Origin of the sequence: Vibrio ruber DSM 16370 (assembly GCF_900163965.1) — a bacterium.
GTDB lineage: Bacteria > Pseudomonadota > Gammaproteobacteria > Enterobacterales > Vibrionaceae > Vibrio > Vibrio ruber.
In genome coordinates, this window is sequence record NZ_FULE01000065.1 from 1 (window position 1) to 26,690 (window position 26,690).

The following is a 26,690-nucleotide window of genomic DNA, read 5'->3' on the forward strand; positions in this document are numbered from 1 at the left end:
CCGCTAGCCAAAAGTAATATGGCATTCAAACGGCGATAATGGTCTTTATCCTTTGTCTTGTGCATTTTTTTGATAATTCGGCGTCGCTCTGCACGGTCAGGTAATGTTAGAATCATGGCTCTCGGTAGTGGTTGTTGATTTGTGGGTTTGGCGACTAATCAGATCGCACAAACGCTACCGAGTTCCTTTCTTTTTTATTCTCCGGTGATCTACATTTAGGAACAGTTATTTAGTCTACCTCGTGAAAAGATTTGAACACCTTTCCAAGACGCAGCATAATCTAAAAATGCGATTGCTCTTGCGGCATCAACCTGATTACCTCCAAAACAAACGCTATACGTTGTCTTTCCATCAACACTTGTTTCTGCAAACTTTTCTGCACCTCGGGCGATGTTCAGTGCCAAAGGGAAGTTTTTCGAATTACTTTTAGAAAACACTATAACCAACAAGGAAGAAAACGACTCTGAAAAAGGATCTATTTGTTGGTTTTTAGTCAACGAATTATCACTAGACATGTTCAAATTTCCTCGTAAAACATAACGCCGTGCTTGGGGCAGACCGAAACGCAGCGTAGGTTTGTCCCTAGCTGCGCCTTGTTATGCCTTGCCTATACCTAACCACGATTTGAGCTTTGAACCCCATTTTTTCTCGTAGAATGGCTTAGTTTGATTTATAAAGTACTGGCTAAGACCTGAATCATCTCCCTTGACCCTGTAGAGATCAACAGGTTCTCCTTCAGGGGTGGTATCGCCAGCTACGTTGCCAGCCTCCCTCATAACCTTTTCAATATCACCATCTGCCTCAATGCCAACTATTAGGTGTGGTTTCTCATCAACAGATGTGTCATGCATTAGTGCCAGATAAGCTTTTTTAACATTGCCATGCTTTGCCAATAGCTGGGTAAGTGAGTCAATCATTTTTGATGGGTAATTAGAAGGCTGCCCCAGAAGCACCTTAGTTTCTCTCTCTACCACTCTCCGGGATGGTGCCTGACTGATACCTATAGATAACAAATGTGCAATTTCTTCAGGAAAAAACTCTTTACCATAGTCTGATTTGGGGTTAAGAAATAGCGTAGCCCCTTGCGTCATTTCAAATAAAGAACGTGCTGGCAGAGCCAAATATGATTCTTCGCTATCGATTGATTTTTGCAACACTCCCAGCGAGGAAAAGAATGGAATGACAGGTGATCCATCTGCCTTTTGCCAATGCTGTATTTTAATTTTACTACCAGCTTCGAGATTCACTTCTCCGTCCGCGCTTGGCACTCCAGTTGTACCAAGCAAAAATACCTGTGAGCTTAGCAGGACTTCACAAAATTGTGGTCGATGGGCTGGCTCGTCAGCAGCCAACCTTAAAATCTCTTCTAGTTTATTTTCTTCGGCTATTTCCATAACTCTTCCTTTAGGCATATAACGCTAAGCTAAGTGGTGGCTGCAAACACCACCCCCCCCCCAATAACCACCGTAAACACATTAGCCAATTTGAATCAAAACCGCTATGGGTTTGCAGTCCGACTTAAGCGCCTTGTATGGCTCTGGTGAAAAAATTAAGGTTTCCAGAATTCCAACGCACCTTCTGGTAGTTGTGAGAGTAACCTATCAAAAGCTTCTTCATTCACATGACGCCTCAACGCTTGCGCTATATCGCGAATCGCATTTTCTGTTGAAAAATTATGTTCTGCTCGTAATAGTTTCACTTCCTCTGTCATTTTCTCACGAGATTCAAAAGCTTCTTTTTTCTCATAAACATCCCAGTCGGTAACGAATAAGGCTTTGAGACATGTTGGAAGGACATTAGCAAAAGCAATTGCTTCTTGTATGGATATTCTTCGGCGGAACACTTGAAATACACTTTGCGTCATAGTGTATGTTACATGAGTACTCCATAGTCCTGATGTATCTCTTGCATCAACAAGGTATTCATAAAATTTTGCTGAAGCTTGTTCATATTCAAGTGGCACTGTCATGATTAATTCTCCCGTAGCCAAAGATGCTAGCCTAACGCCGCGTTAAGGGGCGTGAATAGCCACCAACTCAGTAGACACTCGTTAACCTTTTTTCATATCGCTTTTCATACCCTACAGGCGACAACTGATTATTGGAACCATGTCTACGTTTGACGTTGTAAAACATCTCAATGTATTCGAAGATATCCATACGAGCTTCATCCCGCGTGATGTAGACCTTCCGTTTTATTCTTTCTCTTTTTAGTCGTTGGACAAAACTCTCTGCAACAGCATTGTCATGGCAGTTGCCCCGACGACTCATGCTTGATTCTAGTTCATGTTGTAGTGGTCAAGTCAACACGGAATAGGGCAAGCGTTCGTTATCAGGTCTACTCCATTTCACAAGAAACAATAGTTCAATACCAAAGCCGACCAGAATAGGCCAATTCCATAAAAGCTGTGAGCCAATAAACTGAGCCCTCTGGCTTTCCATGGTGAGGGCGTTTTATTTGCTGCAATCCCAAAACCAAGGCAAGGTTGGATGATACAGAAAGGGAAAATCAGAGTAACGATACCGGTTATCAAAGCTGGAAGAATATGCGGGTCAATTAGCCATACTTCGCCCAATAGTAATACATGAACGAGGGCGAAAACGATACCTATCAAATAATGTAGGGCCCAACCCAAAATTTTTTCTCCTTGTATAGGTGTTGTGTCCATTATTGTATGATGAATCAACTGCCCTCTTGGAATTAAACTTACCCACCGTGCTACAAGTGCATAATCGAGAGACTGAATTCCTAATACTCGTTTTTGAAAACAAGCCCATGTATCCATAATCAGAGTGGCACCAATACCAATCAGAATTGTTTGTAGCCAGGCCATTGTATCCATTCGATATTCCTCATTGTATTTCATCAAAAATTTGATAGATTGGCACGCATGATACAACTTGAAGTTGACTTTAAGTCAATGGTGGATTTTATGGATATTGCGACCGTGTCTAGTGAGTCTGGGTTAAAACCTTCAACACTGAGATATTATGAAAAACTCGGGCTTATTCGTTCTATTGGTAGAAAAGGGCTGCGACGGCAATACGCGCCAAATGTATTGAACAAATTGAATATTATCTCTTTAGGGCGTTTGGCTGGATTGTCACTCAGTGAAATCTCAACGATGTTTAATGAAAACGATGAATTGGCTATTGACCGAGCTTTGCTTACTCAAAAAACGATAGAGATTGATGCGCAAATTAAACGGCTAAAAGCGGTACGAGATAGCCTAAATCATGTAGCAACTTGCCCTCAACCATCTCACTTAGAGTGCCCGTCATTCCAAAAAATGATGCAATCAGTTAAGCACTATATGTCTTAGGAGCCGTATAGAAAGCCCTTATTCTCCAGTCGTTAAGGCCATCAACACGCCGATCAGCTTCTGTAACACAAGCTTCCAGCATAGCTTTCTAGATACGGTTTAAACTCGTTATCGGTGGAACCAAAGCCTTATTGACTTGAGTGTTTTTAATCTTTCTACATCAGAAAGTTGTTCTATTCCATTCATTCTATGTGAACCTATTTAGGCGGTTAACATCTCAATAAGCCGCCGAAAGAAGCAAATCGCATAAGGCCGGATTCATTGGTTTGTTAAATGCCGTAGTCGCGCTCTACCTTCGATATACGGGTTTTGAATGATGAATACCATTTGTCATGGCCAAGCCTTTGGGCTTCTTGGTGCTCTGCATTTGCCTTCCACTGCCTGATAGACTCAAGGTCAGACCAATATGAAACAGTAATTCCAACATCTTCTCGTGCCGACTCCACGCCCAAAAAACCCGGTTGTTTTGCTGCGAGTTCAACCATTCGATCTGCCATTTGGCCGTAACCGTTATCACCTTCAGTGCGGTGAGATGTAAAAATTACCGCATAGTATGGCGGCTTCGGGGTGTTAGCAATGAGGGACATTATTACTCCTTTAGGTATTTAACGCGCCAGCCAATAATTTTCTCGAAACGGGCTGTTGAAAACAAGTTATTCAGAGAATATTAAGTCCAGAAATCTCTTTAACATCAAAAAGTATTTTTTTGTTTTATCTCTGGAGATTCGGCTTCCTTTCACTAAAATATCAACTAGTTGAGCCTTATCATTTAAAAGCGCAGCCCTTCTCTCTTTTATTGGTCGGCGCATGTCCGGCAAACACTCTGCCAGTACTTTTTTCGTTGTACCGTCACCAAGCCCCACGTTGATAGCTCAACTCTCAGAGTCCTTTACCAATAGAAAAACCACTACGCTTCCAGCTTCCGCAGACAAACTGCTCCCGCCAGCATTTTTAGTTTTTCCACTTCACCTTGCAGATACGCCAACTCTTCTTCGGTGATTTCATAATGCATTGAGTAACGGGCGTCGATATAAGCGCGTTGCAGGCGGCGAAAGCTGCGGCGGTGGAATTTGTCATCCATCGGGAAAATATCGGCAAAGGCATGGTCTTGCTCTGCGCAGTATTTTTTCAGCTTTTCGATATTATGGGTTTTGGGCAGGTAGTTGGTCAGAACCAGCAAAGTGCAGGCGAAAAATCGCTCCGTGGCTTGGTGAAGATTGAAAGCCGCTTCATTGAGCCATTTTTTCTCAGATAAAGAGCATTCATAAAAATAGATATATCGTTGTGCACTCGTAAACCAATGATCAAAATGCCCCTGTGCAATGTCACGGCGTTCTTCATCGGTCAGATCTCCCGGCTCGGCCAGTTCCTTCGGGGTAGCTGCAAAGATTTCGATGCCTTCTTCACGGATATCCTTAAAAAAATAGTGACCTTGTCTGAGCTGTTCATTCACTTCTGCCAAGGTATGCACAATCAAGCCCAGCGGTGCACTTGTGACTTTGCGGTCGATCTGCTCTTCCGCCCGACGCCAGACCAGATCTTCTTCCACCAGTGAGGATTGATTAACGATCACCAGAATATCGTAATCACTGACATAGCCGTTGGGAATATCCCTCACCCAACCGCCTTTGGCATGGCTACCGAACAGAATGATTTTCAGGATCCGAAACTCGGCTTTACTCCCCTGCTTACCGACGATGTATTCTTCCAGCGTATCGCGCAAAATGGTGGAAATCAGCGCCAACTCATGCTGTTTACGTTCGGGCAGATGATCGAGTGAAGTCTTCATATCTGAATGATTTACATCGGTTAATGAACAATGCCCCCAGTGTGGCGAGCTGCCGTGCAAAAGTCTATGGGTTTTCATCGGGTTAAATCCATATCGCTGCCTTTTCCCGAGTCACTTCACATCACTTTATTTCTTATGCTGCAATGTTGACGGGCTGGTGCGAGTGGGGCGTCAGAATGGAAAAGGTCTCAATCTCGACTCAAACTTATTTTTGGACAATTTCTATTTAGCAGAGCAAGGTGGTTCCCAATCTTCGGATAACTTCTCGTATCCCAAAGAGTCAAAGACCAACGTTGTCAGCGGTAGTCAATTTGCAAGAAAATGGACAAATATATTCTAGAGCTTCTACTTGATTTAGTAAGACGTAATTAATTTTAGTATGAAAAACTCCTTATTCCTTAAGCTAGTTTTCATACCATTGCATTTCCTTTTATTTTTTAATTCGGCTAACACTAAATAAAATGGCTAAAAATACTGCACCAAAAGCGAACCACAACCCTAGATGTACTGCATTCCTAGAAGAGGACGCAAGAGAGCCTGAGTGAGATAACATGATGCCAACAATCGCAGTGCCAAGACATTGACCAAATGTTCTCATCATCGCCAGTACTCCCGAGGCATAGCTACTATAGTTGGTCTCCACATTTGCCATCATTTCGCGATTATTAGGGCTTTGAAATAAACCAAAACCAATACCACAAACTAAACTTCTCCAGGCAATATCTAAAACTGACGGCGTTTGTGAGAAACTAATTAATAGCAGCAATCCAATACCAAAGACGACAAGGCCAAGCGTTGAAATCATAGCCGGATTTTTCTTGTCAGCCAGCTTTCCTGCATGTGGTGCCACCAAAACAATACCTACTGGCCATGGGATAAAAAGTAGAGCGGATGTTAGTGGACTATAGCCATAAACACTTTCATATAAAAATGGCAGTACAATAAACGTCATACCTTGAGCAATAAACGACATGAAAGATGTCATCGCTGATAAAGAAAAACGTTGATTTGAGAATATTTCTAGCGGCAATAAAGGCGCTATGGTTATACGCTGACGATAGACGAATGCTATTCCACTCAGAAGCGCGGTTACCAAGAACAAAAGTGCCTGTTGTTCGTTATAATCGATTGCATGTCTAGAAAATGAGTTAGCGAAAAAAATAGTGCTACCCAACATAATTACAGAAAACAAGGCGCCTAGTTTATCTAGGGGACGCGTATCAAGCCCGATTGGTTTAGGGAGAAATCGTTTCGAAAAAAATACCGCTACAATACCTAATGGGATGTTAATTATAAAAAGCCACGGCCAGCTTAACGTTACCAACAAAGCACCGCTGATTAGTGGGGCTACTGCGGTACATGTAGCAATTATTAATGCGTTAATTCCTAATACCCTTCCGAGCAATCTGCTAGGAAAGACCATTCTAAGGAGTGCCGGAGCAATACTGAGCGTTGCAGCACCACCAATCCCTTGAATAAAACGCATAACAACCAACTCTGATAATGTCGATGATAGAGCGCAGCCTACAGAAGAAACAGTGAAAACAATCAATCCACCAATAAACTGTTTACGGAAACCGACACGTGTCGCCAGTGCCGAAAAAATAGCCAGAGACATAGCAACAGCAAGCAAGTAAGCATTTGCAACCCAAACTACTTCTGAAGCACTAACACCTAATGATGTTGATATCTTGGGTAATGCTATATTTATCATCGAACCATCAAAGACATTCATCGTCGTCGTGATCATTACAGCTAACATCGCAAATAATCGTTCTTTACCGGACAATCCGTCATCGCCAGTTTGACTCATAAATAGTGCCATATATTTCCACCTCTTTTCATTGAAGGATTTAAGTCTAAACTGCTATCATACAAGGCGGAAGACGCACCAAATTCATTATATAGTTGCACCAAACGCCATATCTTTAAGCGCTACAAAATGCTGGAGAAAGACCGATGACCAATCCCGATATGAACTTGCTGGCTGCTTTAGACGTTTTACTTGCCGAGAAAACTATTACAGGGGCTGCTAATCAGTTATCTTTAAGTAAGTCAGCGATGAGCCGGACGTTGTCTCGTTTACGTATGATAACTGGCGATCAATTGCTGGTTCGTGCCGGTCGAAAAATGGTATTAACCCCTTATGCGGAATCCATTAAAGAGCGTACAAGGTATACGGTTTTTGAAGCATTAAATATTCTTCAACCAAATATTCAGCCAGTAAATTTACCCACCCTTGAACGTACTTTTACCATTCGAGCCAATGATGGATTTATAGAAACGTTTGCATCAAAACTTATTACGCACTTTACGAAGCATTCGCCGAAAGTCCGTTTACGATTTATGCCTAAACAGGAAAAAAGTCCTGACCCCCTTAGAGATGGGAAGGTTGATTTAGAAATTGGTGTACTTAAAAACATGGGACCTGAAATCCGTATCAAAGCCTTATTTTATGATAACTTCGTTAGTGTCGTCAGAAAAGGACACCCACTTGATCAGTGTAAAAAGGTAACGGCTCAACAATATTGTCTATTTAGTCATATTATCGCCTCCCGAAGAGGGGATTTTTCAGGACCTGTTGATGAAGAACTCAAAGAACAAGGATTAGCTCGACATATTGTTGCAACGGTACCCAGTTTTCCTGCTGCACTTGAGGTAGCCAAGCATTCAGATTTAATCGCATTAGTGCCATCATCATTTTTGCTGAATGAACCATTAAGTTCAAGCAACGCTAGCTTATGGGCATTTGAACTGCCAGTTCACACTAACAAAATTACAATTTCTATGATGTGGCACCCTCGTCTCCAATCAGATTCCTCTCACATATGGCTTAGAGAACAAATAGAAAAAGTCTGTCATGAAGTAATGCAAGAGCGTCGATTTTAAACGAATGAATTAAGGTCAAAATACATAACGTAACTTTTAAATTGCTAGATGGATTACCTAAATTAAGTCAAAGCAGTACTTATAGAAATGTTATTCGCTCCTTCCGACGGTAAAAAATATCCATGATGTATACCACCAAACTGTTCAACGAGCGGAATCCACATACGGGCATATTGTTCAAATTCGGGGATTTTCTTTGGGTCAATAATGTATCTAACGTAGCAGCAATTTGTAAGAAATGTGAACGGTTCTTGTCCTCTGGGTGTACCTTGACCAAACCATCGATCTTTCTCAGGTAAAGAGGCTGGTGCGAGTGAGGCGTCAGAATAGCAAAGGCCGCAGACGAATATCTGCGGCCTTGAATAGCGCGAGAAGTATCAGATTGAAATGCCTCCTCGCGAATGTGTTACCTCAGTATGGACAACAAATATTTCGCCCACGCTGATGATGGCCTATGGCGCGACGGCTTTACCGCTGTATGGGTCGATCCGGCCGGGGCATAACCCTTTCGCTTTCAAATTACGGGCAATTTGTGCAATGGCGTTGTTGGTGTTTCTGTAGCCATCGTGCATTAAAATCACTTGTCCGTTTTGTAGTCGGTTGGCGGCATTGACAATCGCGCTGGTGCTGGCATTGTTCCAGTCTTGAGAATCCACATCCCAGGTAATCACGCGCATTCCAAGATTTTGTGCTGCCTGCTGGATGGTTGAGTTCACCTCACCATATGGCGGACGGTACAAAGTCGGTGCCGGTGCGCCGGCATTTTGGATGGCCTGATTGGTTCGGCTTAGCTCGTTGATGATTTGCTGATAGCTGAAACGAGTCATGTGGGGATGGGTATAGCTGTGATTTTGTGGCTCACCCACCTCTTTCATGCGAGAGATCAGCGACGGATTATTACTGGCGCGCTGCCCCCAGACAAACCATGTGACCGGTTTAAGATTATTTTGCTTCAGCAGGTTGACCAGTGTACTGGTATTGCTGGTCGGGCCGTCATCAAAAGTAATACCGACATAACCATTACACACAGCATTATTACCCCCGTTTCCGTTCCCGCCGTTGCCAGAGCAGTTGCCGCTAAAGCAAGCATCGGTATTCCCAAAGCCAATTACACCGTTACAGTCCATATTGCCAGAGTATGAACCACCACCACACTTACCATTGTCATAGGTAGAGGTGTTGTACTCCATATCTGTAGCCTTGCGGGTTTCACCGTTGACATAGACCCAGTCTAATACAACATCACGACCACTGGTGTCGTTGTCATATTGAACTTGGATATCGCCAGCCGCTCTGCCGCGGTAGGTATATTCCTGAAAACTGTTGCTGAGGTTCCAGTCGGCAACCGCAGTCCCGTTAATCAGTAGGTTGATGTGCTCTTGGCCGCTGATACCCATTGCGCGAACCACAATGTCAGTACTGCTCGGGCCGACACTGCCACCGCCATTGTCACCGCCACTGCTACCCAGCGTGATATTCGAGCTACCACTGCTTTGGTAGCCTTCGGTAGCCATCACCATGTAATTGAAGGTTCCGAGGTTTAACCCCTTGCTGGCCCAGGCGTCAAAGTGATTGCCGGTAGTAATCGTACCGCCAGTGCGTTTTTGCTGACGCACACTCCAGTATTGATAGAATGTAGATTTATTCCCCTCAATCGAAGGTTTGTCTACCCGCAGGGTGCGATAAATATCGTAGGTGCCGCCGTCGGTATTCACGGTGCCGTAATAGGTTCCATTTGTACCGGGTCGATAGCTGCCCCAGTTATCGATGATGTAATACTCAACCAGCGGATTGGTTGTCCAGCCGTACAGCGCCAGATAGCCGTTACCGGAAGGGTTAAAGGTACCTGAATAATTCACGGTGCGTCGTCCGCCCGGGTTCCAGCCTTTACCGCCGACCCAGTTGCCGGTATTGTGCCATTGCGAGCTGTAATTACCGCCATCTCCCAGAGTCATAGAGACGGTGCCCGGGGCATCAGTCCAGAACGAATAGTAGTAACCATTATGGATGCCTGTTTCGTTCGAGGTAAGGGTTTTTGCTTCACTGACAGTTGCTGACAAAGCGGCCGCAGTGACGGTCAGAATTGTCAAAAATTTTTTTGCACGACTGGCAGAGGTTTTCGTTATGGCCATTATAATTCTCCAGTTTGGCCTCTCAACCAATACCACTTACAGAGGTTGGGCCGTTAAGTACAATTTGCTGTTTAAGTACAATTTGTTTTCTTGCAAGCAAACTTTTGTTTGACTTAACACACGACTTTTATTGTTAAAAGAGTTAAGTGACCAATATTGTAGAAGTCACATTCAGAATGGACAATACAAATATTACCGAAGGTGAACACACTTAAAATAAAAAGTAATTTGATAATGTGTTTATCAAAAAAAATAACAACAAATGTTATACAAATAATTATTCGTGAGAAAAGTCCAATATTTAATAAAATTTATTGTTATATTTAATAAGAATATATACTTCAAATACTTAAAAACAAACACATACTAAATCCAATATTATCACATTTAAAATTCAGAGTTAAATATAAAATTTACAAAAGAAAATATTCTATTTAAATCCTTATTTTTATTATGTCATGATGTAAAAAATTCTGGTTCCCGTAGTCATAATTACATATTAAAACTTATTCATTTTCAGTTAAATATTCCCGTTATTCAAACTTGACCGAATTTCAGCATGACATATTTAACTCGCTTTTTCTTCGACAGTATGACGGCCACCAGAAGTGAACCGGATAACCGCTAAAGACGCGCGGCTAACCACAACATTACCAATATCAAAGTTGTTACAGTGACTCCGACGGTAAACTGGGAACCGAGCTGAAATAAAACAGGTCATCTAGAACATCAGGGGGGCAGGCAGATAAACAAACATAAAAAAAGCCAATCACAAGGTCGTGATTGGCTATCAATATGAACAAATTTGGTTCACTAACAACGTCAGTTGGCTAGGTGATCCTTCGGCTTAAAAAGGATCACTTTTATTAATGCACTATACATGCCAACTTTTTACACAAATATAATGAATTGTTTTTATTGGATATTTTTTATTAAGAAATCAATTTATAGCATATTGACTCATAATAAATTCTCAAAATGGGAATTTTTTAGCAATTTGCGAAAAATATCCCCCTGAAAGCATAATCAAGACAATCACTGGCTCTATTTGTGTGGTTATCCGATGACTCGTATATCCGTCTGGGTGCCAACATCACTTCGCGGTGAAACAGAGAGGTTAGACGGGGGAACAAAATGTAAACAATTATGATTAAATGTAAATGATTCTGATTGTGTGTCCTTGCAGGGTTCGGTCTATAATGATGAGTAATGGTTAAATTTTAACCGTCATACGGTAGTAAAGTCATTCTGACAATAGGATATAAGGGGTTAGCGATGAGTAATCATGTATGGGGATTATTACACCACCCGGAACGCGAATGGCGTGAAATTAATGCTGAACACACAACGCTCAGTCACCTCTATCTACACCATGTACTATGGATGGCAGCGATTCCGGTGATCTGTTCATTCATCGGAACAACGCAAGTTGGGTGGACATTTGGTGGTGAAGAGACCTACAAAGTTTCTCTGATGAATGGACTGGCACTCGGTGTGGCATTTTATGCCTTAATTTTGCTCGCCGTCGGTCTTGTCGGTAGCCTGATCTACTGGCTCGCCCGCAAGATTCCTAACCGTCCGACACAACGTGAATGTACTATTTTTGCCGGATACACTGCCACACCGATGTTCCTGAGTGGTATTTTTGCCATTTATCCGGTGTTTTGGCTGTGCCTGCTCGCCATGATCGGTGGCGTGATCTATACCGCTTATCTGCTGTATAAAGGAACGCCCAGCTTTTTGGGTATCAGCAATAAACAAGGTTTTATTCTCTCGGGAACAACGCTCGGTGTCGGTGTGTTGATTCTGGAAGCATTACTGGCCGTGGTGGTACTCCTGTGGAGTATGGGATCTGAACATAGTGTTGTTTGGCAGTTCTTCTAACCACAGTTCTTTTAACCATATCGCAAAATTCAACGCGGCCTGATGAGTATATTGCTGTTCATCAGGTCGTGTGATTCAAGACACCTCGCTCAGTGAAGGTGAGCGATTTGCCAGTTTCTTGCGATATTGAATCGGCGACATATTGGCGTGCAACCGAAAAAACCGTGAAAATACCGCCTGCGAAGAGAAGTAAACTAACTCGCTAATTTCTTTGATGCTTTTCTGGGTTTCAACCAGCAATTCACAGGCTTTTTTCAACCGCACTCGGTTCAGTACATCCGTAAAAGACTGATTATCTTGCCGTAGTTTATTGTTCAGTGTCCAACGGCTCATTTTTAAATGGCTGCACACATACTGGAGCACTGAATGTTCGTTTTCGATATTTTGCTGCAATAACAACGATTCAATCAGCTCTTCCACCGTCGCAGCGAATGTTTGCTGTTGATCGATTTGACGACATAACGCCTCTAAATGTAATTTTTGTAGCTGATTGAGTTGTGGGTTGCAGTTGTGATTGGATTCTTGCAGAGCCGGGCTTTCGATAATTAAATAATTCTCACACTGATGCAATAAACACTGTGTTTCCAGACAATCATTGACGATATTCCTTGAGAGTGACCCCACATGCGTCAGGCTGGCCTGTACCGACATCTTCGGTAAATAAACTTTGAGCAGCTCCCGGCAGATAATAAAGTTCCCCAATGCACTGGTTGATAATTCTTCGGGGCCGTCATCGATATATGTCAGTTTGAGCCGGTTTCCCTCAACTTTCAGGTCACAGCGGTCACAATTCCCAATCAGCATCCGGTAGCGAATAAAACTCTCTACCGCCTGAACCGCTGAGGATTGATTCATACATAAACCAATCAGCTCGGGAAATGAGTTAAATAACGACTGAATCGACGACGATTCGTAGATATAACGATTATATTTCATCGTTTCGAGCATAAACTGGTAATGGGTGCGTTCGGCAAGTCTGCCATTGGGTCGATTCAATTCATACTCACTGATACCACAGCGTTTTAAAATCGTTTGAATATCAATATTGTGCAGCGACAACTGTTGAATCATATTGCGAGCTAATACATTCGAGACACTTTTCTCATATCTGCTATTCATCATTGCTCTTTCTCTGAAATTCTGAAAAAAAATCACTTGTCCGAATCAGCCCGACCATCCAATTCCCTGACATATCAAAGGCATAACGCCTGATGAATCCCGCCTGCCAATACGGCTAACATACTGCTAAAGCGCGCATATAAACACGAGTCCGGTGTCAATTTAACAAAGATCCCGGCGCAGAAAAGGCACCGATTGACGATAAAGTGATACAACACGAAAGCAAAACATAAATGTGCAATATAAATCATAATGTACATCACCACTAATAACTCTATTGTTATTATCAATGGCTTTCTTACTTATATGACATGGCTTCTTCTATCCGCGATTCAGGCGGTTCAGCACCATATTCAACGCATAAAAAAAGGCGGGCTAAGCCCGCCAAAGGATGAATGAAGCGTTTTATTCCGCCACAGTTACAAATGAAGCTGCCGTCACACCTTCCTCTAAAGCCAGTGCGCCCGGAGTGGTGTTTTCAACCACAATTTCTTTGCGCACCACAAATTCAACCGGTGTAACCGACCGAATATCGGATGACTGACTGACATAGACCTGATAAGTGCCCGGCTCAACAATCCATTGATCTTTAGCAGGATCGAAACTCGCCAACGTTTGAGGTGAGATTTCCAGCATCATCCGTTGTGATCTTCCGGGTGCCAGTTCTCTTGTTTTCGCAAATGCTTTCAGTTCAATGTTGGGTTTTTTCAGTTTCACTTCCGGTGCCGCAACATAGACCTGAACCACCTCTTTACCGGCCACATCACCTGTATTTGCCACGACGGTTTTGAGCAACACCCCTTTTCTCGGATGGCGATGATTCAACCCATTCATAAGCACTTTTGTCCGTGATATATCAAATGATGTGTATGACAATCCGTAACCGAACGGATAAGCGACTTCTTTGTTAAATGTCTGGTAATAACGATATCCGACATAGATATCTTCATTGTAATACTGGTGATCCAATGCACCGTCGTGATTTTCATCAACACCGGGGAAGGTGGTCGAAGACGGGACATCCGCATAAGACAGTGGAATAGTTTGCGCTAATTTACCGCTCGGGTTGGCCTTACCGGAAATAATATCGGCAATGGCGTCACCGGACTCTTGCCCCGGCATATAAGCCAGTACAATCCCGTCGACTTGATCTTGCCATTCGCTCATATCAATCACACCAGCAATATTCAAAATCACCACGACTTTTTTACCCTGCGCATGGAAAGCGTTGGATACTGAGGAAATCAGCCCCAGCTCAGTCTCAGACAGTAAGTAGTCTCCCCGCCCGGCTTTTCGATCCGCCGCTTCACCGGCCACACGTCCGAGGGTGATGACGGCAACATCGCTATTTTGTGCAGCACCGTTGATTTGTGCGCCCAAATCCGTCACTGAAGGCTCAGTACAACTGACGATTTTCGATACGCCCAGACCACCGGTCGTGATCACTTTATTGGCTTCAAAATAATCGCTGTAGAAAGACGCCAGCGACTCATTCACCGGAAACTGTTTCGCAAGTCCGTCGATGATGGTCGTCACATGATCGGGATGGACATCACCGCTGCCGGTTCCGCCTTTCAAAGTATTAATCTGGGTGATACCAAACGAAGCAATGGATTGTGACGTCGCAAGCGGCAGCGCTGAATTCTGATTTTTCAGCAAAATAATCCCTTCATCCGCCACCTGTTTTGCCAAAGTTGCATGGGCTTTCAGATCAGGGTTATTCGAGATAGGATAATTTTTTGCAGACGGTGTTTTTAAAGCCTGAGCGACGATATGGCGGACATTTCGATCAAGCGTGGCTTTGGTCAGCTCACCATTTTTATACCCCTCAACCACATATTTTCCCCAATCACCTAAACCGGGAACGACCAGGTTTTCACCACCGGGCTGAATGACATCAACACCGGCGTTGAGGAGATCGATCGGGTTGTAGCCGGCGAACCAGTCACTCATCGCTAACCCATTGAATCCCCATTCATTACGCAGAATATCCGTCATCAGATCAGCACGTTCACCACTATTGGTGCCGTTGACCTGATTGTACGATGACATAATGCCCCACGGGTGAGATTCCTTCACCGCATATTCGAAACCACGCAGGTAGATCTCCCGCAGCGCGCGCGGCGTAACCACCGCATTGATAAAGAAGCGATTCGTTTCTGAGTTATTGGCGACAAAATGTTTAATCGTTGTTGCCAGACCTTTGCTTTGCACCCCCTGCACCATCGCGGAGGCAATCATCCCACTGACCAGCGGATCTTCTGAATAATATTCGAAATTACGCCCATTGAGCGGGTTGCGCTGAATATTCATCCCGGGAGCTAACCAGAAATCGACACCGTATTCTTTCCCTTCATTGGCGACCGCTTCACCGACTTCATGAACTAAATCGGGATTCCATGTCGATGCTATCAGGGCACCACTCGGAAATGCGGTAGCATAGTAGGTTTGACTATCTCCCTCGCGCGTTGGATCGATCCGGATACCGGCCGGACCATCAGCAAGTTTCAGTGCCGGAACGTCTAAACGACGTTTGGGAGCATAAACCCCGTGGATATATCCGGCCACGCCATTGACTGATGCTTTTAAATTAATCACGGTATCTTTATCAGGGTCCATCCCCGCACCGACTAACATTTTCAGCTTTTCTTCATCGGTCATTCTGGCAACAATCGCTTTTGCCAAAACGTCATACATTTTACTATTATTATGCCAATCTGCCTGAACTTGTTCTGATTTTAATGATTCACTGTTTGCTGATGCCTGAACCGAATCGGTTTGTGCCATAGCATTAACCGAATATAGTCCATAGCTGACAAACAGTGTTGATGAAATAATTGTCGTCAGTATTTTTTTCTTCATTTTAAATTCCATACTCTAAAGTTATTCCTTTCAGATATCTGTCGTTCCCAATGTTCTTGGATGCAGGATTTATCATACCTCTAAGCCTTAACACACCAGCATACATTAGGGTAGAGACTGGATTCCCTATGGGTTATATGATGTTCAACGCTATATTAATTGATTTTAATAACTGATGTTTTTGCTTATCGGTGATTTTTTTTGCACAGGAGAGAATTAGTGAAAAGTGTGATTATTATCAGAGTCGCAAAGCGTGAAATTAACACATAACAGTGAATTATAATTATCTGATTTATTCTATCGTTGAACATTGATACTTATTAAAACACTCTTATCATTATAATAATAAAAATATCATTATTTTGAATTTAATATCAATATAGAAATTGCAATAACACGAATATACTGAATCAACAACAACCGAGCCTTACGCTATTCATTATCTTTGTTTGTTCGATTCAAACCTGAGATCATCCTGACTCACTAGGGGCTGTTGATCAAAAATTCAATTATGAATAAGATGTCATATCAATCACATAGTTCAATTTTCTGCTCTACCACCCATATGATTCTCGTGGTGAAATAAGCCACATATTTACCCGGTTCTATTTGCTTAACACTCTTTAATATTGCTGTTTTTCGTGATCAAACACACTGTTTAATCCAGCTTGATTCATATTTTGCATACAATGATTGACATAGTACAGATGCCTTGTGTTTTATAGTATGTTTCAGCAATGTTGCACATTGCATTGCAGATGAAATCTGCCCACGCCAGATTTCACTTAACCCACAAAACCATAAAATACAAAAGGAATTTGTATGTCACGATTGAGATTACGCCCGCTGGCTGTAGCGTTTGCGGCTTCACTTATTTATGTCAGCACGCCGACATTTGCAGATGCCACCTCAGCAGCCCCCAAAGTGTTACGTTTTTCTGAAGACGGTACTCCGACAAACTTTGATTCAGTTCAGTCCGGGACGACCTACAGCAATACCATTGTCACCGCGGTATACGACACCTTGTACGAATATAAATATCTGAAGAACCCGTATGAATTAAAACCTAATCTCGCGACCGCAATGCCCGAGGTCTCCGATGATGGGCTGACATATACCATTCATATCAAACAGGGCGTTCATTTTGTCGATGATCCGGCATTTCCCGATGGCAAAGGCAGAGAAGTCACGGCTGACGATTTTATCTATTCAATGAAGCGTCACTTTGATCCGACCAACCGTTCACAAGGCGCTTGGTTGTGGACGAATAAAATTGCGGGTATAGAAGCATGGAAAGAAGCCGGTGCGGATTATAGTAAACCGCTTGAAGGTCTGAGTGCCCCGGATAAGTACACGATTAAAATCAAGCTGGAACAACCTTATCCGCAACTGGTTTATACTTTGGCAATGGGTTATTCCGCGCTCGTCCCGCATGAAGCCGTCGAAAAGTATGGCCGTGAATTTGCTACCCATCCGGTCGGCAGCGGCCCGTTCAAACTGATTTCACACAATTCAACTAAAACCGTACTGGAGAGAAATCCAAACTACCGCCATGAAGTCTTCCATCTTGCCGAAGCAGGTTACGATCCGAAAGTCCACGGTGAAACGGGCGTTGCAGCGCTGGACGGGAAAACACTCCCACGCGTTGATCGCGTCGAAGTCAACTGGGTCAAACAACAGTCTGCACGGTGGAATTCATTCAGCAAAGGTAATGAAATCGTCAATACCACCTTGCAAAATGAACAGCTCGATACCGTGTTGGCATCTAAACATCCGGTTACACTCAAACCGGAATATGCCGCAAAATATAACTTCCGTGCTCAGCGTGAAGCCGGCATGGTGTATAACGTCTTCAACTTTGATGATGAATATTTTGGTCACTCGGATGATCCGAAAACCAATGCACAAAATAAAGCGCTGCGGTGTGCCATCATCAAGTCGTTTGACTGGCCGCAGCGTGTTTCACGCTTTTATTTAGGGCTCGGTGAAGCGTATCCGGGTTTCATTGTTCCCGGAACCGATGCGTTTGATCCGAATCTGGACAAAAGTTCTATTACGCAGGATATTGCCGGGGCGAAGAAACTGCTGAAAGAAAACGGCTGGAACGCGCGTAATTTACCGGTGCTTTACTATCCGGCAACCTCCACCGTTCGCTATAAACAGTTCTTCGAACAGTTCCGGGGCAATTTGATGAAAATCGGCTATCCGAAGAATAAGATCAAATTTAAACCCTATGCTACCTTCGGTGACTTCAACCGGGATATCAAGAACAGCCGTACTCAGATGATTCCGATGGGCTGGGGGCTGGACTATCCCGATGCAGAAAACACCCTGCAACTCTTCTACGGACCAAACCGCTCTCCCGGTTCGAACAGTGCAAACTACAATAACCCGCAATACAACGCGTTATTTGAGAAAGCGGCGGTCATGCAACCGGGGCCAGAACGGACAGCTATCTACCATCAGCTCAACCAAATCTTAATCGATGACTGTGTGGGCATCGGCAGCTTCTCCCGTACCCGGGTTCGTCTATGGCACAAAGATGTCACGATGTGGCCACAACGGGAAATCCTCGGTAACTACCTCAAATATATTGATATTCAGTAGAGGGGTCACACATGGATACGCTCCGTTATTGTCTGCGTAAACTGATTTATAGTCTGCCGCTGCTCTTTGGCGTCACTTTAATCAGTTTTGTGCTGATGGTCTATTTCGGCCCGGATAAAACCTATGATCTGTTAGGGCGGAATCCGACGGTTGAAGAAATCAACGCGATTCGCCATGAACTTGGCTATGATCAACCGTTTTGGATTCGTTATCTGCACTACCTCCAGCAAGTGATCACGTTTAATTTTGGTTATTCCGACTCCAGTGGTGAGTCGGTAACCACGATTCTCGAACGGACGATTCCGATCTCATTACTGTTGGCATTACCGGGATTTATTTTAGGCCATTTGATCAGTATTGCGCTGGGGCTGTTCGCAGCGCATCACCGCGGCCGTTGGGCAGATAAATTAGTGATGTCTTCTTCGGTGATCGGGATGAGCATTTCTTACCTTATTATCATCATCGTGATGCAATTAATTTTCTGCTCCAGTTACGGGCTCAATTTGTTTCCGGTCTACGGCTGGGAAGTTAATTCCCTGAGTAGCTATTTATACTATGTAACGGTGCCGACACTGTGCTCTATTTTTGTATCCGTGGGCTACAGCACTCGGTTTTACCGTGCCCTTTTTGTCGAAGAGATGACCCGGGATCATATCCGTACCGTCAGAGCATTTGGTCATTCCCATTTGCAAGTGTTATTCAAACACGTGTTGAAGAATGCCCTGATTCCGATTATGACACGGATTGTGTTTTCCATTCCGTTCGTCATGATCGGTGGTTCTTTACTTCTGGAAAGTTACTTTGGGATTCCCGGTGTTGGTTTGATTACCTACAACGCGATCACGACTGGTGATCTGCCAGTGCTCAAAGCGGTTATCGTCCTCCTGACTCTGGTGTTTATCGTCATTGTCAGTACGGTTGATATTCTTTACAAACTCGTTGATCCACGGATCTCACTCAAATAAGGGCATCCGATGACTGAAACGATTCATACAATGACGCAAGACTCATCGCAGAAACGAGAGTCACTATGGTCCAAAGGCATTCAGAAATTTCGCAAAGATCGCATCGGGATGATCAGCTTATCGATTGTACTGATTTACTTTGTTATTGCGATTCTGGTCTGGCTCGGTCTGATAGCCCAACAATGGGATGTGCTGCAAACATCCGGACACAGCGGGCCGAGTGCCGAACACTGGTTCGGCACCACCATCAATGGACAAGATATTTTTCAACGCGCAATTTACAGCACCAAAACAGCGTTTGAAGTCGGGTTGGTTGTTGCGGTACTCGCGACCACAATCGGGGCGTTGACTGGCTCTCTGATGGGCTACTATGCCGGATCAATCCTTGATGAGTTCATTCTGTGGGTGATGAACTGTATTGACTGTATTCCTTATTTTTTACTGGTGGCCGCGATTGCCGTCGCAATGGCGGGCAACCCTTATGCGATGCATACCGCGATGACACTCGCATTCTGGACCGGTACCGCGCGAGTGATTCGCGGAGAAGTGATCAAACTGAAAAATATGGAATTCACCGAGGCAGCCCACGCACTCGGGGTACCAACTTACCGGATTATCTTCCGCCATTTAATGCCCAATACCAGCCATATTCTTTTGGTTGAAATGACCATACTGTTTATAACCGCCATCAAGAGTGAAGTGATTCTGAGTTTCCTCGGGCTGGGTGTCAAAGAAAGTATCAGTTGGGGGCTGATGATCGCTGAAGCGAGCACCGAGGTCACTTCAGGGCACTTCTGCAACTTTTTTGCCGCCTCCGGGATGCTGTTTGTGCTGGTACTGGCATTCAATTTATTTTCAGATTCACTTCAGGATGCATTAGATCCAAGGAAGGTGTCATGAACGCAATAGACAATACGGTGACAGAGCCATTACTCAAAGTCGATGGCCTGACGGTTGATTTTCAGACCGATAAAGGCGTTGCCCGGGCAATTAACGGGATCAGTTTTGAGGTGATGCCCGGTGAAAGCGTGGCCATTGTCGGTGAATCCGGCTGCGGAAAATCCGTCAGTTCACTGGCGATCATGGGGCTGATCCCAAGTCCGCCGGGTAACATTGTCTCCGGCAGTATCCGTTTTCAGGGACAAGAGCTGGTTGGTATGGACGAAAAATCCTACCGACGATTGCGGGGCAACGATATTTCAATGATTTTTCAGGAACCGATGACTGCCCTGAACCCGGTGCTGAGAATCGAAACTCAAATGGTGGATGTGATTCGCAACCACCAACAGATCTCTCGCAAACAAGCTGCCATTCGGGCAACAGAAATGCTGCGGATGGTTGGAATTCCGTCACCGGAAAGACGCATACGCGAGTATCCCCATCAGCTTTCCGGCGGGATGCGGCAACGGGTCATGATTGCTATGGCGCTCTCCTGTCGCCCCGCATTGTTATTGGCTGATGAACCCACTACCGCACTCGATGTGACCATTCAGGCACAGGTGATGTATGAGATCAAACAGCTAAAACAATCATTGAATATGGCCGTCGTGTTGGTGACGCACGATTTAGGTGTTGTGGCTGAATCCTGTCAGCGTGTCGTAGTGATGTACTGTGGCGAAGTGGTGGAACAAGGCTCAGTTGATGACATTTTTAGTCACCCGAAACACCCATATACCCAAGGGTTACTTCAATCGATCCCGGTCGTTCGGCAGCAGAAAATTGCCCGTCTGCCAACCATTGAAGGCATGGTTCCGGACTTATTCCATCTACCGACAGGGTGCCGTTTTGCCGACCGCTGTCACCGTGTCACGCAGACATGCCGCCAAAACACACCGATCCTGACCGGGCCACCGGAACACCAAGCGGCATGTTTTCACATATCGGAGGCATCCCGATGAGCGATATTTTATTAGAAGTCAAAGGATTAAAAAAACATTTCTATGCCGGAAAGTCGTTATTCAAACGCGCCCGCTCGGTTTGTAAAGCCGTCGATAATGTGAGTTTTAAAATTCATCAGGGCAAAACCCTCGGGTTAGTCGGAGAGTCCGGATGTGGTAAATCAACCTTGGGTCGCTGTATCTTGCGCCTGATTGAACCCTCGGCCGGAGAAATCACCATCTCGGGACAAGATATAACCCGAATGGATGCCCGGACACTCAAAGCCATGCGAAAAGAGATGCAGATGATTTTTCAGGACCCATTTGCCTCTCTGAGCCCCCGGATGACCATTCATGATATTCTTCGCGAACCGCTGGATATTCATAACATCGGCACCATTGCACAGCGTGAAGAAAAGATTGCCGAAGTAATGCATACCGTCGGGCTTCGTCCTCAGGCACTCAATCGTTATCCGCATGAATTTTCCGGCGGACAACGCCAGCGTGTCGGCATCGCCCGGGCACTTGTTTTAGAGCCGAAACTGATTATCGCCGATGAACCAGTCTCTGCACTGGATGTGTCGGTGCAGGCGCAAGTTCTCAACTTAATTGCCGAACTTCAGGAAAGCAGAGGCATCTCGTTCCTGTTTATTGCCCATGATCTGGCGGTTGTACAACATACTTGTGATGAAGTCGGGGTCATGTATTTGGGTAAAATTGTTGAGCGGGCGCCGGCAGAAGTGCTCTATCGTCAGCCGAAGCATCCCTACACACAAGCGCTGTTGTCCGCGATCCCGGTACCGGATCCGACCCACAATACCGAACATGTCCCACTCATCGGTGATATTCCCTCACCGCTAAATCCACCGAGTGGTTGTGCATTCCATCCGCGCTGTCAGTACGCGACAGAACGATGCTCGCGGGAAGCACCGACACTAACACAAACGCAAGATGAACACTGGATTGCGTGTCACCTCCACCCCGCGAGTTGATACCATTCCGGTACAACGTCCTGCCGACTGCACTCTAACACACTGCCATACTCACTGCTTACCCGAATGTGAGTATGGCTTCTCCTCTCACATCATATAGCCCGATCACACTCTGCGCATAACAAAACCGCCGGTTAATTTTGACACAAAAAACACACAATCAACGACAATTGATAACATTTCATAATGATTACAATTAGTTAGGAGAAAAGTCCTTTCATTAATGGAAAAGACGTCTATAGTATATTTTAAAAGATGATGAATATTGATTCATCAAAAATGCCTTATGATAAAAATATAAATAATACATCTATAAATAAAAGTGAAAATAAAATCAAAACTTTTCCACTATTGATATATTTATGTTATTTTAAATTGTCACAAAACTATTAATTAGCTCTCAAGCCATACTCTATCTAACTTCAAGAAAAATATAGTTTTTCTCTACTCAACTATTCAATCGATTACATCTGCCGACATGTAAATTTTTATAAACATGGCTTAAAAAAATTTTTTCTGAAACTCTAGACGAATTTAAAAATGTTCAGCATTGTTATTATGCGTTTTATCGCATGGGCGATCGCAATAGGGTTAATTTTTGATATTTCGGAAATTAATTAATTAAAAACAAATCTCTAGGACTGAGAAATGAATAAAATTCAACGTCACATTCATTGGGTATTCGCCGCAAGTCTGACTGCGGCATTACCGGTCTCCGCTGCAGAAATGGTCACAATGCAGGATAGCTCACAACTTGATCAAGTTCTGAACACGCAAGCTCGTAGCGTTGCCCCTCTCGAAACAGGCTTCAAAGAAGTCAAACAAGTCACATTGCCAAATGGTAAAGTGAAAGTTCGTTATCAACAGACTTACATGGGTATCCCTGTTTATGATACGTCAGTCGCTGCAACCGTAACAAAAGGTGCCGTCTCAGGTACAACTGACGTTTATGGTGTAGTTGCTGAAGGTATTGCAGATGATATTTCAATCGCATCACCGTCGATTGAACTCAAAGAAGCGATTTCAATTGCAAAAGCTTATTATCAACAACAAGCTGTCAGTGTTAATAATACTGAATTTGAAAATGAAAAAGCTGAATTGATGGTACGGCTTGACGAAAACAATCACGCACAACTCGTTTACCAAGTTGACTTCTTCGTTGCTGATGATCACCCTGCACGCCCATTCTTCTTCGTCGACGCAATCAACGGTGATGTCATCAAGACTTGGGAAGGTTTGAACCATGTCGAAGCTCGAGGCACAGGCCCTGGCGGAAACCGCAAAACCGGTCAATATAACTACGGATCAGATTTTCCTGGGTTTATCATCAATAAATCTGGCTCAACCTGTACCATGAATAACAGTGTTGTTAAGACAGTAAACCTCAATGGACAAAAGTCTGGCAGCACGCCTTACAGCTACAGATGTGCAACATCATCGAACTACAACGATTATAAAGCGATCAACGGTGCATACTCACCCTTGAACGATGCTCACTACTTCGGCAAAGTTGTTTTCGATATGTATCAGGACTGGCTGAACACTGCACCGCTGACTTTCCAGCTCACCATGCGCGTTCACTATAGCACAAACTATGAAAACGCATTCTGGAATGGCTCCAGTATGACTTTTGGTGACGGTGCTACACAGTTCTATCCGTTGGTTGACCTGAACGTCAGTGCTCACGAAGTCAGCCATGGCTTTACTGAACAGAACTCCGGTCTGGTTTATGAAGGCATGTCTGGTGGTATTAACGAAGCGTTCTCTGATATTGCCGGAGAAGCGGCTGAATACTTTATGAAAGGCAGTGTTGACTGGCAAATCGGTGCAGCCATTACTAAAGGTTCCGGTGCACTGCGTTATTTTGACCGACCTTCCCGTGATGGCCGTTCAATCGACAGCGCTTCTGAATACTACAATGGCCTGAATGTTCACTACTCAAGTGGTGTTTTCAACCGTGCTTATTATCTTTTATCCAACAAGTCTGGCTGGAATGCACGTAAAGGCTTCGAAGTATTTGCGGTTGCAAACCAACTGTACTGGACGCCGACAGCAACATTTGATCAAGCCGCTTGCGGTGTCTTCAAAGCAGCGAAAGATCTCGGCTACAGCACTTCAGATGTCACCAGCGCATTCAACGCCGTTGAGGTTAATGCTTCATGTAGCTCTGCCCCATCAACTGGTAATGTGCTGAAGAAAGGTCAGTCTGTCACTTTATCTGGCAACCGTAGTTCACAGACTTACTACTCCTTTAAGGGCGATGGTTCAAATATGACCGTTCAAATCTCAGGTGGTAGTGGTGATGTGGATCTCTATGTAAAAGCTGGAGCCCGCCCATCAACAAGCTCATATGATTGTCGTCCGTACAAAAGTGGTAGCAATGAGTCATGCTCAATCAGCTCTCGCAGCGGCTCAACTTACCATATCATGCTGAATGGCTACACTGCATACTCTGGTGTTACTCTGAGTTTGAGATAAAACTGGATTAGATATCGGATTCGATATTTAACTGAAGTTAAAAGCGCATGGAGAATTCTTCATGCGCTTTCTTATCACTGCCCCATCACTCAGATCATCTATCGATATTTGTGACGAAGTTTTAAATTTTGTCACCAATGAAGTGTGACACAACAGCGATCCGCGTTAAATAGCTAGGTTCCCTGTTAGGCGGTATTGAACAGTGATATCCAGTGACTCATTGAGAGGTAATTTATGGCGTTTTCTGCACCGGAAAGAGAAGTCCTTTTGTCAGTGAAAGGCGTTGGTCCGACTGTTATAAAGCGGTTCGAAGAAATTGGAATCGATACCCTTGCCGATTTGGCGACATACGAAGCGGATGAAATCGCGGAAAGAGTCGCAGCCATGCTGCAAACGACTTGCTGGAAAAACAGCCCACAAGCGAAGGCTGCAATTCAAGCGGCTATCCAACGGGCAAAAGCAGGGTTGTGATTCAGGCTTCCTAACCATTACAAAATACTGTATATTTAAACAGTTCATGCATAAGTAAATCACAAGGAGATGACATGGGCAGTCAACAGGGTTATATCGAAATCAATGGCACTTCTCTCTATTACGAATTTTCAGGCAACCCGAATGGTGAACCATTAGTGATGTTACATGGTGGTCTTGGTTCCCAACACGATCTGTTACCCCTCCACCCATATCTTGCGCCGGACTATCACTTGATCAGCATCGACTTTCGGGGTCATGGCAAGTCTCTTCTCGGTGATCTGCCGCTCAGTTACTTACAATACCAGCAAGACATTCAATACGTCCTCAACTCTCTCGGGATTGAACGCTATTCAATTTTTGGTTTTAGTGACGGTGGGATTGTCGGTTATCGAATCGCGGCACAGGCACCGGAAAAAGTCTCATGCCTGATGACCTTAGGCGCTCATTGGCGGTTAGCACCAGACGATCCATCCATTAGTATATTCAACGGACTGACAGCAGATTTTTGGGCACAACGGTTCGCTGACGATGTGGCGGCTTACCATGCATCAAATCCGGAGCCAGATTTCCCGAAACTCGTTGATGCCGTAAAAAACGTATGGCTTGATACCACAACATCCGGCTATCCGTTTGAACTGGTGAAACAAATTCGTTGCCCGACATTGTTCATGCGTGGTGACAATGATTTCTTATTTTCACTTGATGAAGCCGTTTCATTAAAATCGCAAATGGCAGAAGCAGCATTTGCCAATATTCCCATGACGGCTCATGCCGCCCATCAAGAATCCCCCGAGTTGGTTGGAAACATGTTACACCGCTTTTTATCGCAACATAAATCCGATCCTACTCATGCAACATCCATCTGAATCACGGAATAATTTTTCATCAAAATCAAAATATTGAGATAAAATCCAATCAATGGGACCTGATTCCCAATTGCTCATCACCGGTGATAGTATGTGACCACGCTCTCCAAACGGGCCCGTACTCTTCAGCTTGAAAGGAATCAAAATATGAGTCATCCAAACGTTGCAATCATTACCGGTGGTAGCCGGGGCATTGGTGCTTGTAGTGGTCAACTAAAATTGGCCACGGTTTTAGAGTTTTTCCAATATAGTCGTTCAGACTCATTGGGTGTCAGCCCACCATTATATTGATGGGGCCTAAGTTGGCTGTAATAACCTGTGATGTAACGAGTTATATGCTGTCTTGCTTCGCTAAAACTCCTATAACCCGACACCGGTATCCATTCTGTCTTTAGACTTCTGAAGAACCGCTCCATCGGGCTATTGTCCCAACA

Annotated in this window: 22 protein-coding genes and 4 pseudogenes; 11 read left to right on the plus strand and 15 right to left on the minus strand. The window is 44.2% G+C overall.

The features are described from left to right. The 6 genes and pseudogenes from VR7878_RS20955 to VR7878_RS19145 all read right to left on the minus strand — a co-directional run. Positions 1 to 116: pseudogene (locus VR7878_RS20955) on the minus strand (IS630 family transposase); the annotation flags it as partial. 99 nt (positions 117 to 215) lie between these two features. Continuing rightward, positions 216 to 515 (minus strand): hypothetical protein, encoded by a 300-nt coding sequence (locus VR7878_RS19125; protein WP_077337585.1) that lies wholly within the window; start codon positions 513 to 515, stop codon positions 216 to 218. Between the two features lie 81 nt (positions 516 to 596). Beyond that, positions 597 to 1,394, minus strand: a complete 798-nt coding sequence (gene sseB, locus VR7878_RS19130; RefSeq protein ID WP_077337586.1) for an enhanced serine sensitivity protein SseB — start codon at positions 1,392 to 1,394, stop codon at positions 597 to 599. Positions 1,395 to 1,549: 155 nt separating this feature from the next. Then, the gene (locus tag VR7878_RS19135; RefSeq protein ID WP_077337587.1) at positions 1,550 to 1,969 is read right to left on the minus strand and encodes a DUF2267 domain-containing protein; all 420 of its coding nucleotides are present in this window, start codon (positions 1,967 to 1,969) and stop codon (positions 1,550 to 1,552) included. Positions 1,970 to 2,036: 67 nt separating this feature from the next. Then, a pseudogene (locus VR7878_RS19140) lies at positions 2,037 to 2,288 on the minus strand (IS3 family transposase); the annotation flags it as partial. 59 nt (positions 2,289 to 2,347) lie between these two features. Further along, a complete protein-coding gene (locus VR7878_RS19145; RefSeq protein ID WP_077337588.1) occupies positions 2,348 to 2,842 on the minus strand; it encodes a DUF2938 domain-containing protein in 495 nt (164 codons plus the stop codon). Between the two features lie 90 nt (positions 2,843 to 2,932). Here VR7878_RS19145 and VR7878_RS19150 point away from each other — a divergent pair, with 90 nt between their 5' ends. Further along, the gene (locus tag VR7878_RS19150; protein WP_077337605.1) at positions 2,933 to 3,322 is read left to right on the plus strand and encodes a helix-turn-helix domain-containing protein; all 390 of its coding nucleotides are present in this window, start codon (positions 2,933 to 2,935) and stop codon (positions 3,320 to 3,322) included. Between the two features lie 269 nt (positions 3,323 to 3,591). Here the strand turns inward: VR7878_RS19150 and VR7878_RS19155 are convergent, their stop codons facing one another. The 4 genes and pseudogenes from VR7878_RS19155 to VR7878_RS19170 all read right to left on the minus strand — a co-directional run bounded on the left by VR7878_RS19155 (position 3,592) and on the right by VR7878_RS19170 (position 6,936). Beyond that, positions 3,592 to 3,909: an antibiotic biosynthesis monooxygenase family protein gene (locus VR7878_RS19155; RefSeq protein ID WP_077337589.1), complete on the minus strand. Its 318-nt coding sequence runs from the start codon at positions 3,907 to 3,909 to the stop codon at positions 3,592 to 3,594. Positions 3,910 to 3,979: 70 nt separating this feature from the next. Beyond that, positions 3,980 to 4,182, minus strand: a pseudogene (locus tag VR7878_RS21445) (tryptophan--tRNA ligase); the annotation flags it as partial. 47 nt (positions 4,183 to 4,229) lie between these two features. Continuing rightward, positions 4,230 to 5,189, minus strand: a complete 960-nt coding sequence (locus tag VR7878_RS19165; RefSeq protein WP_077337590.1) for a HEPN domain-containing protein — start codon at positions 5,187 to 5,189, stop codon at positions 4,230 to 4,232. Positions 5,190 to 5,541: 352 nt separating this feature from the next. Continuing rightward, on the minus strand, positions 5,542 to 6,936 hold the full coding sequence (locus tag VR7878_RS19170) for an MFS transporter (RefSeq protein WP_077337591.1): 1,395 nt from the start codon (positions 6,934 to 6,936) through the stop codon (positions 5,542 to 5,544). Positions 6,937 to 7,070: 134 nt separating this feature from the next. Between VR7878_RS19170 and VR7878_RS19175 the strand changes: the two genes are divergently transcribed. Beyond that, positions 7,071 to 8,000 carry a LysR family transcriptional regulator gene (locus VR7878_RS19175; RefSeq protein ID WP_077337592.1) on the plus strand — a complete coding sequence of 310 codons (930 nt, stop codon included), beginning with the start codon at positions 7,071 to 7,073 and terminating at the stop codon, positions 7,998 to 8,000. A gap of 77 nt (positions 8,001 to 8,077) precedes the next feature. Here the strand turns inward: VR7878_RS19175 and VR7878_RS19180 are convergent. Both VR7878_RS19180 and VR7878_RS21580 read right to left on the minus strand, forming a co-directional pair. After that, positions 8,078 to 8,209, minus strand: a pseudogene (locus VR7878_RS19180) (NIPSNAP family protein); the annotation flags it as partial. A 243-nt stretch (positions 8,210 to 8,452) separates the two neighbouring features. Next, positions 8,453 to 10,132 carry a glycoside hydrolase family 11 protein gene (locus VR7878_RS21580; protein ID WP_077337594.1) on the minus strand — a complete coding sequence of 560 codons (1,680 nt, stop codon included), beginning with the start codon at positions 10,130 to 10,132 and terminating at the stop codon, positions 8,453 to 8,455. Between the two features lie 1,275 nt (positions 10,133 to 11,407). Here VR7878_RS21580 and VR7878_RS19190 point away from each other — a divergent pair. Continuing rightward, complete coding sequence (locus tag VR7878_RS19190; RefSeq protein WP_077337595.1) at positions 11,408 to 12,016, plus strand: Yip1 family protein; 609 nt, start codon at positions 11,408 to 11,410, stop codon at positions 12,014 to 12,016. Positions 12,017 to 12,091: 75 nt separating this feature from the next. Here the strand turns inward: VR7878_RS19190 and VR7878_RS19195 are convergent, their stop codons facing one another. Both VR7878_RS19195 and VR7878_RS19200 read right to left on the minus strand, forming a co-directional pair. Beyond that, positions 12,092 to 13,138, minus strand: a complete 1,047-nt coding sequence (locus VR7878_RS19195) for a helix-turn-helix domain-containing protein (protein WP_077337596.1) — start codon at positions 13,136 to 13,138, stop codon at positions 12,092 to 12,094. 402 nt (positions 13,139 to 13,540) lie between these two features. Continuing rightward, a complete protein-coding gene (locus tag VR7878_RS19200) occupies positions 13,541 to 15,997 on the minus strand; it encodes a beta-glucosidase (protein WP_205409493.1) in 2,457 nt (818 codons plus the stop codon). Positions 15,998 to 16,819: 822 nt separating this feature from the next. Between VR7878_RS19200 and VR7878_RS19205 the strand changes: the two genes are divergently transcribed. From VR7878_RS19205 to VR7878_RS19240, 8 genes are all read left to right on the plus strand, one after another. Then, a complete protein-coding gene (locus VR7878_RS19205; protein ID WP_077337597.1) occupies positions 16,820 to 18,604 on the plus strand; it encodes an ABC transporter substrate-binding protein in 1,785 nt (594 codons plus the stop codon). Between the two features lie 11 nt (positions 18,605 to 18,615). Continuing rightward, the gene (locus VR7878_RS19210; protein WP_077337598.1) at positions 18,616 to 19,569 is read left to right on the plus strand and encodes an ABC transporter permease; all 954 of its coding nucleotides are present in this window, start codon (positions 18,616 to 18,618) and stop codon (positions 19,567 to 19,569) included. Between the two features lie 9 nt (positions 19,570 to 19,578). After that, entirely contained in the window at positions 19,579 to 20,469 is an 891-nt protein-coding gene (locus tag VR7878_RS19215; protein ID WP_077337599.1) for an ABC transporter permease, read from the plus strand. Then, positions 20,466 to 21,467, plus strand: a complete 1,002-nt coding sequence (locus tag VR7878_RS19220; RefSeq protein WP_077337600.1) for an ABC transporter ATP-binding protein — start codon at positions 20,466 to 20,468, stop codon at positions 21,465 to 21,467. The genes VR7878_RS19215 and VR7878_RS19220 overlap by 4 nt, the downstream gene beginning before the upstream one ends. Next, on the plus strand, positions 21,464 to 22,438 hold the full coding sequence (locus tag VR7878_RS19225; protein ID WP_077337601.1) for an ABC transporter ATP-binding protein: 975 nt from the start codon (positions 21,464 to 21,466) through the stop codon (positions 22,436 to 22,438). Before VR7878_RS19220 ends, VR7878_RS19225 begins: the two co-directional genes overlap by 4 nt. A gap of 648 nt (positions 22,439 to 23,086) precedes the next feature. Beyond that, positions 23,087 to 24,916 (plus strand): M4 family metallopeptidase, encoded by a 1,830-nt coding sequence (locus VR7878_RS19230; RefSeq protein ID WP_077337602.1) that lies wholly within the window; start codon positions 23,087 to 23,089, stop codon positions 24,914 to 24,916. A 234-nt stretch (positions 24,917 to 25,150) separates the two neighbouring features. Next, the gene (locus VR7878_RS19235; RefSeq protein WP_077337603.1) at positions 25,151 to 25,387 is read left to right on the plus strand and encodes a helix-hairpin-helix domain-containing protein; all 237 of its coding nucleotides are present in this window, start codon (positions 25,151 to 25,153) and stop codon (positions 25,385 to 25,387) included. Between the two features lie 74 nt (positions 25,388 to 25,461). Continuing rightward, on the plus strand, positions 25,462 to 26,256 hold the full coding sequence (locus VR7878_RS19240) for an alpha/beta fold hydrolase (protein WP_077337604.1): 795 nt from the start codon (positions 25,462 to 25,464) through the stop codon (positions 26,254 to 26,256). Between the two features lie 209 nt (positions 26,257 to 26,465). Here the strand turns inward: VR7878_RS19240 and VR7878_RS19245 are convergent. After that, on the minus strand, positions 26,466 to 26,690 hold a 225-nt coding region (locus VR7878_RS19245), incomplete at its 5' end, for an integrase core domain-containing protein (protein WP_139343959.1).

Bases quoted from the DNA above. Each gene is read 5' to 3' on its own strand.
- VR7878_RS19240 (WP_077337604.1), top strand. From the start codon at position 25,462: ATGGGCAGTCAACAGGGTTATATCGAAATCAATGGCACTTCTCTCTAT.
- VR7878_RS19155 (WP_077337589.1), bottom strand. From the start codon at position 3,909: ATGTCCCTCATTGCTAACACCCCGAAGCCGCCATACTATGCGGTAATT.
- VR7878_RS19215 (WP_077337599.1), top strand. From the start codon at position 19,579: ATGACTGAAACGATTCATACAATGACGCAAGACTCATCGCAGAAACGA.
- VR7878_RS19190 (WP_077337595.1), top strand. From the start codon at position 11,408: ATGAGTAATCATGTATGGGGATTATTACACCACCCGGAACGCGAATGG.
- VR7878_RS19205 (WP_077337597.1), top strand. From the start codon at position 16,820: ATGTCACGATTGAGATTACGCCCGCTGGCTGTAGCGTTTGCGGCTTCA.
- VR7878_RS19170 (WP_077337591.1), bottom strand. From the start codon at position 6,936: ATGGCACTATTTATGAGTCAAACTGGCGATGACGGATTGTCCGGTAAA.
- VR7878_RS19235 (WP_077337603.1), top strand. From the start codon at position 25,151: ATGGCGTTTTCTGCACCGGAAAGAGAAGTCCTTTTGTCAGTGAAAGGC.
- VR7878_RS19165 (WP_077337590.1), bottom strand. From the start codon at position 5,189: ATGAAAACCCATAGACTTTTGCACGGCAGCTCGCCACACTGGGGGCAT.
- VR7878_RS21580 (WP_077337594.1), bottom strand. From the start codon at position 10,132: ATGGCCATAACGAAAACCTCTGCCAGTCGTGCAAAAAAATTTTTGACA.
- VR7878_RS19195 (WP_077337596.1), bottom strand. From the start codon at position 13,138: ATGATGAATAGCAGATATGAGAAAAGTGTCTCGAATGTATTAGCTCGC.
- VR7878_RS19145 (WP_077337588.1), bottom strand. From the start codon at position 2,842: ATGGATACAATGGCCTGGCTACAAACAATTCTGATTGGTATTGGTGCC.
- VR7878_RS19225 (WP_077337601.1), top strand. From the start codon at position 21,464: ATGAGCGATATTTTATTAGAAGTCAAAGGATTAAAAAAACATTTCTAT.
- sseB (WP_077337586.1), bottom strand. From the start codon at position 1,394: ATGGAAATAGCCGAAGAAAATAAACTAGAAGAGATTTTAAGGTTGGCT.
- VR7878_RS19200 (WP_205409493.1), bottom strand. From the start codon at position 15,997: ATGAAGAAAAAAATACTGACGACAATTATTTCATCAACACTGTTTGTC.
- VR7878_RS19220 (WP_077337600.1), top strand. From the start codon at position 20,466: ATGAACGCAATAGACAATACGGTGACAGAGCCATTACTCAAAGTCGAT.
- VR7878_RS19230 (WP_077337602.1), top strand. From the start codon at position 23,087: ATGAATAAAATTCAACGTCACATTCATTGGGTATTCGCCGCAAGTCTG.
- VR7878_RS19135 (WP_077337587.1), bottom strand. From the start codon at position 1,969: ATGACAGTGCCACTTGAATATGAACAAGCTTCAGCAAAATTTTATGAA.
- VR7878_RS19150 (WP_077337605.1), top strand. From the start codon at position 2,933: ATGGATATTGCGACCGTGTCTAGTGAGTCTGGGTTAAAACCTTCAACA.
- VR7878_RS19210 (WP_077337598.1), top strand. From the start codon at position 18,616: ATGGATACGCTCCGTTATTGTCTGCGTAAACTGATTTATAGTCTGCCG.
- VR7878_RS19125 (WP_077337585.1), bottom strand. From the start codon at position 515: ATGTCTAGTGATAATTCGTTGACTAAAAACCAACAAATAGATCCTTTT.
- VR7878_RS19175 (WP_077337592.1), top strand. From the start codon at position 7,071: ATGACCAATCCCGATATGAACTTGCTGGCTGCTTTAGACGTTTTACTT.